This is a genomic window from Intestinibacter sp. (assembly GCF_051866655.1).
Lineage (GTDB): Bacteria > Bacillota > Clostridia > Peptostreptococcales > Peptostreptococcaceae > Intestinibacter.
Genome location: NZ_JBJDXL010000172.1, coordinates 1 through 5,347 on the forward strand (window position 1 = coordinate 1; position 5,347 = coordinate 5,347).

General features: G+C 32.5%; 5 protein-coding genes. All 5 read right to left on the reverse strand.

The features are described from left to right. Window positions 1-1,410: hypothetical protein (locus ACI3VO_RS05235; RefSeq protein WP_439756899.1), on the reverse strand; the 1,410-nt coding region annotated here is incomplete at its 3' end. Further along, window positions 1,407-2,396 (reverse strand): hypothetical protein, encoded by a 990-nt coding sequence (locus ACI3VO_RS05240; RefSeq protein ID WP_439756900.1) that lies wholly within the window; start codon window positions 2,394-2,396, stop codon window positions 1,407-1,409. The genes ACI3VO_RS05235 and ACI3VO_RS05240, both read right to left, overlap by 4 nt. 235 nt (window positions 2,397-2,631) lie before the next feature. Continuing rightward, window positions 2,632-3,267 carry a hypothetical protein gene (locus tag ACI3VO_RS05245; protein WP_439756901.1) on the reverse strand — a complete coding sequence of 212 codons (636 nt, stop codon included), beginning with the start codon at window positions 3,265-3,267 and terminating at the stop codon, window positions 2,632-2,634. 450 nt (window positions 3,268-3,717) lie between these two features. After that, complete coding sequence (locus tag ACI3VO_RS05250) at window positions 3,718-4,800, reverse strand: hypothetical protein (protein ID WP_439756902.1); 1,083 nt, start codon at window positions 4,798-4,800, stop codon at window positions 3,718-3,720. Window positions 4,801-4,864: 64 nt separating this feature from the next. Further along, window positions 4,865-5,347: hypothetical protein (locus ACI3VO_RS05255; RefSeq protein WP_439756903.1), on the reverse strand; the 483-nt coding region annotated here is incomplete at its 5' end.

Here is a 5,347-nt window from a genome sequence, read left to right on the forward strand (position 1 = left end):
AATTACATTCTGTTCTTTGAAATCGTACTCATAAATAGAAGCTATTATGACCTGATGCTGACCAAAATCCCTTGGCAATAGTTCCAGCAGCTCCTTAACAGTCTCCGGCAACACCTCTCTACCACTAGGAGAGTCGAGAATTATCGGCAAGCATACTCCAGTATACTCTCTTACAGCCCTAATATATGCAAGCTTGTAGAAGAATATCATTTTATGCAAAATAGTTCCGGTTAATGATTTCAAATCATCTGTAAACAAACAACTTGGATCATCAGGAATATAGTCGTTTCCTATACCATACTTAGCCGCATATTCTCTAATCCAATCAAACATTTTAAGTGCAACGACATTATTCGTCCTAGCCTTTTCCTTAAGGGTCTTCTTTAACTCCTGTCTTTTCTTCTTCAAATCGTCAATAATATGTTCAACAGCATCTCTATTGACCCTAACCTTTTTTATTCTGTCTCTAAACTCATCTAGCAATGATCTGGAATCAAGTAGAGTTAACTGTCGTTGAATCTTGGCTTCTAATTCACTCATTTTTCTCTTTACGTTAGCTATATCACTAGTAAGAATCATTTTCCTTGTTTTTAACAACAACGTGATATCATTAGAAAACAGGAGATTATCCCTAGTAACCTTAATAATCTGACCTTCATGGTTAATGCAAAGCTGCATCTTGTTCACATACTCGAATAATGAGTTATTACTTTTAATTGATGATTTAACCCTACTTAATTCTTTTTCTAGTTCATTCTTTTGAGCTTTTAAAATTGCTAATTCATTATAAATACTTGTTTCATACAAATCACTACCACTCAATTGCACTATCTCACTATCATTATCACTTTGATTGAAGTCATCTGCGGATATCATAAAACTGTATTCTTTAATCTGCTTGTTGATATTCTTTATAGCTGCCTTTTCATAGGAACAATCCCTGTCTCCGAGACCACTTACTAGCTCATCGATACTGAAATGTATTTTACTGATTGCATTGCCACGATTAAGCATGGTCCAGCCTTTTTCTTGATCGGCATAAAACACACCTAAAAGGTTTTCTAATACACTAACGCGTTCAATCCCTGTAATAGTTGCCAAAAGGCTATTAAAATCATCCGGCAAAGTATACATACAATCATCGGAACCAATTGTTAGCACTACATAATTATTTCTTCTATAAATCTTATACTCTACACCATATGATTCAATCACCAGTTCAAACTCCATTTTAGAGAAGTCTAAACCTCTTGTACTTGGTATAGTGTATCCTAGCGCATATAAAATAGATCTAATCAAAGTTGTTTTACCAGTAGTGTTCTTCTTGCTATATATAACATTTATTCCAGAAGTAAATTCAACATGCCTTACTTGAAAACCATTTTTAATGTTAATTTCTCTGATAATCATAAATTAACACCAGCCTTCACATTGGTAATTACCTTATAATTTTTAATTATTCGTTGCAATACTACTTTAATTAATCTATCTCTTAAGCAATCTTCCAACTCCGGATAATCATCTGAAATAAACTTATATTTTTGCCAATTATTATTAATATAAACATCAGAACTAACGTTATTTCTTCTATAGTCTGCAATAATACTGGCTACCAGTTGATAACGCATTGCTTGATAATCTATATAGCTCCTATATTTATTCTCTATATCTTCAATATCATCTATATTCAAGTCATTCAAGTAGTTGTAACCACTAGTACCCTCTAATAAGACAGAAATGATTGGCCAAACAAACCTTTCTTTTGTCATTACTACATTGGTATTTACAGTTGAAGCATTATGAAAACAATCAGCTTGCCATACAGTCATAAGACGTCCGGATATATTTATATTAACTATATTTAAACTAGACAAAAAATCACTTATATAGTTCTTTATGTACTTATACCTATTTGTTACATCCTCTCCAATGAAAGGAATGCGAACAATTTGCAGTTTCTCTAATTCAATTTCACAGAAGCCATTGCTTTGTATTAAATCTTTAATTCTTTCTTGATCAACTGACGCTAGTTCATCAAAATTTAGAATGGTTAAATCCCTAAAGTAAACTATACTCTCGTTGCCATTATTAAAAGGATTAGGCGAATTAGTAGCATAAATGAGATTATGAATATTATCATCCTTTGATGCCTTATTAAGTGTTCCTAATGCCTTCTTTAAATATGCTACTACATTATGGTAATCATCGTACTTCGTTACACTCTTAACCTGAGAATAAATCTTACTACCATCAGAAAGAGTTATCTCTATATCTTCCTTTTTACCCTCAACACGTAGATTAACAGCTTGTTTAACATGGTGTAGCATAAGAACAATAGCTACATTTACTTGATAATCCCAGCCAAAAGCTGTCGGAGATGCATTTGATCCACACATAATGTACTCACCCCAAAATCTTAAAAAAATCCTCTAAACATACAGCCTGTCTTATTTACTCCTTTTTTGAGAGTACAATTACATCAGTAAAATAGTCTCTAAAAAACATCCCTAATTTCAGCATCAACCCTAGTCATAAAAACGCTGGCTACATCAAAAAATAGTAACTCTCATAGTCTTTATCAACTTATTTATGAATAATAGCTTTCATTAATATGTAGCTTCTTTGGCATAACTATGTCCTCTTATAGTCATTAGCTTCGCTTAAGACTCTTTCCCACCTCTCAATGTTCTGATACCTAATACTCTCAAAATCATGACGGAAATACACAAATGCTGTAAAAATGACAGCAGCTATTACTGTAGATATTATCACATTACCATAAAACACATCCTCAGAACGATGAATAACATTATAATTAAGGAGATAATTTTTATATAGTGACATAATATAGCACATCAATAATGTAATATAGTAATGTGGAGATATACCAAATATATCAAATTTTTTGCCTATGCGTCCAAACTTTCTATTATTATAAAGAGCATTATGCTGTTCCCAAGATATTTTACATTCATTAAGAGCAACTGTCATATAAGCTGAAAGCTTGCAATTAGCTAGCCAATTAGCTTGATTTACTAGATATGTAACTAAAACAAACACCATCGGAACAAATTGGACAAAAGCATTATCAATGTTCCAAGCAAATCCTGCAACCAATGGGTATATGGCAACCATATTCCTTATATTATCGTAATATGATTTGATGATAACCATAATTTCTTCACGGAGCATCATATACTCATTATATTTATCTTGTTGAGTAGTATTTTTAGGCATATGCCTACTTATTATTTCAATAGGTTCCATTACAAATTACCTCTAGCGTACTCCGAGCTTCTAGATTTATTTCTTTTTGTATTTGTTTGTAAACAATAAATGTATAAAGCTATACCAATCGTAGCTAGCAAATGATGTACAAAAAGCCATCAATGACAAAAACTATCGAGACACCCTAATGAAAGAACTCGCTATTCAATAATTTCTAAATAGAAACATTTGTTTCGAGTAACCTTTCGTTACCTTCAGTATCTCCTCTACTCCCTGCCGCTAGGTGGGGAGTTTTTTCTTGACTAAACAACCGCCATCTGATAACATATTCACATAAATCAGTACTACTGATAGGGCTGGTCGCAAGACCCTGGTCCACCACGCGCGGGGATGTTCCCCGCTTTTTTATTTTATGACTACTGCAGCTCGTCTCGTGAAAGGGTGTCACCAAAACACTGTGAAGGGGGGAGTAGCTTTCATCGTGAGACACTAGAAAACATCATTCTCTTCACAGCACTGTTTAAAATCTCTATAATTCACATACTTTTCTTTTCCATTCTTAACTTCGATATCTACAACATGGTAGCTACCCTTTTCCAAAAACATAGGATGCATCATAATATTAATATACAAATGCTTTGCATCATCGGAGTCAAGAGGAAATTTTATATGTTGCCTGCCTTTATATTTACGTAGCACCCAATTATGTTTAATCCCATCAATAAGCTTGCCAGCTTTAAACTTGCCTTCTTCCATTGTATATTCACCGCGGTACCACTTACCATTTCCCTCTCTAAGACCATTTTTTACAAATCCCACATACACTTTGGAGGTTGAATATCCATTTAGAATTTTGAAATTATTGTATCTATCAAAGCCAAACACACCTTTAGCTAAAAGCTTTTTGCTTTTATAAATACTTATACCCTCAACATCCCTCATAAACAAAATATTCTTCTCCTTGTCAAAGATGGTATCTATTTCTTCTTGGTATCTTGAAGATGAACCCTTGAGATCCTTAATTAATATAAATACTGATTCTTCATATAGGAGTGAAAAATCTGCTGCTTGATGCAGCAAATACCAATAATCACTTTTGAACACATCTCTCAACCAAGGCCTAAAAACAAAAATATATTTATGCCTAGAAGCTTCCGACAGGAGTAAATTTACTATTTGAGTTAAGAGTTGATATTCTTCATATTTTAAAGACTCTTTTAACTCCAAAGAATAATCCATAAAAAGCTTTTTTAATTTTTCGTTAGTTATAGACTGATTAGGTTTTTCATTGAACACTACATTGAACCAGATATTCTCAATCTCATTGGCAATAGCTTCTTTGACTTGTGTTTGCAAACTTCTAGATTTATTTCTTTCAGCATTTGTTTGTAAATAATAAATGTATAGTGCTATACCAATCGTAGCCAGCAAAGTATAATACGAAAGGAAAAGGCCTATAATGGTAAAAAGATATTGGTTTGTTTTTAATTCTGATGGTATACAACAAAAATGCACCACCCAAGGTAGAATCAACAATATAAAGATTATTAAATTAAGTATTCCCTTATTCATAGTATGCATTTATAAATGAGTCACTTTTATGGATGCCTTTAATGTATTATATTTCATATCTCAACTATTGGATTAATCGAGCAACTTCATCTCTCACCTGTTCATTAAAATTATCCAAACTAATTATAATAGCACTTTTAGCCTCTTTTATAATAGATATAATCTGTTTTTTAGATATCTTACAAAATTTTTCATTTTTTACTTGACTAATGAAAAGACTACTTATTTCCCCTAACTGTTTATAATTAATATTACAAATGTTATAATGCTTATTTTTTAAGGCTTCTATCCCTGTATCACCTAGCTCCTTCCCATCAAATTCAAACTGGCTTGCTGTCTCAGTATCTATTAAAACAAGGTCAAAACTTTCTATTTTGGCAACCTTACTTCCTGTAATAAGCGCCAAAACCACTTCCTTGACGCATGGTAAATTATCACTTCCTATATTTACAACCCAAGTAGATAGTGTATTTCTACAAGTTCTAAGTTCAGAAGTAACTGTATCGGCGCATAAATTATTAATATCTCCTTGGCACATTTCTGCTGC

Bases quoted from the DNA above. Each gene is read 5' to 3' on its own strand.
- ACI3VO_RS05240 (WP_439756900.1), bottom strand. From the start codon at position 2,396: ATGTGTGGATCAAATGCATCTCCGACAGCTTTTGGCTGGGATTATCAA.
- ACI3VO_RS05250 (WP_439756902.1), bottom strand. From the start codon at position 4,800: ATGAATAAGGGAATACTTAATTTAATAATCTTTATATTGTTGATTCTA.
- ACI3VO_RS05245 (WP_439756901.1), bottom strand. From the start codon at position 3,267: ATGGAACCTATTGAAATAATAAGTAGGCATATGCCTAAAAATACTACT.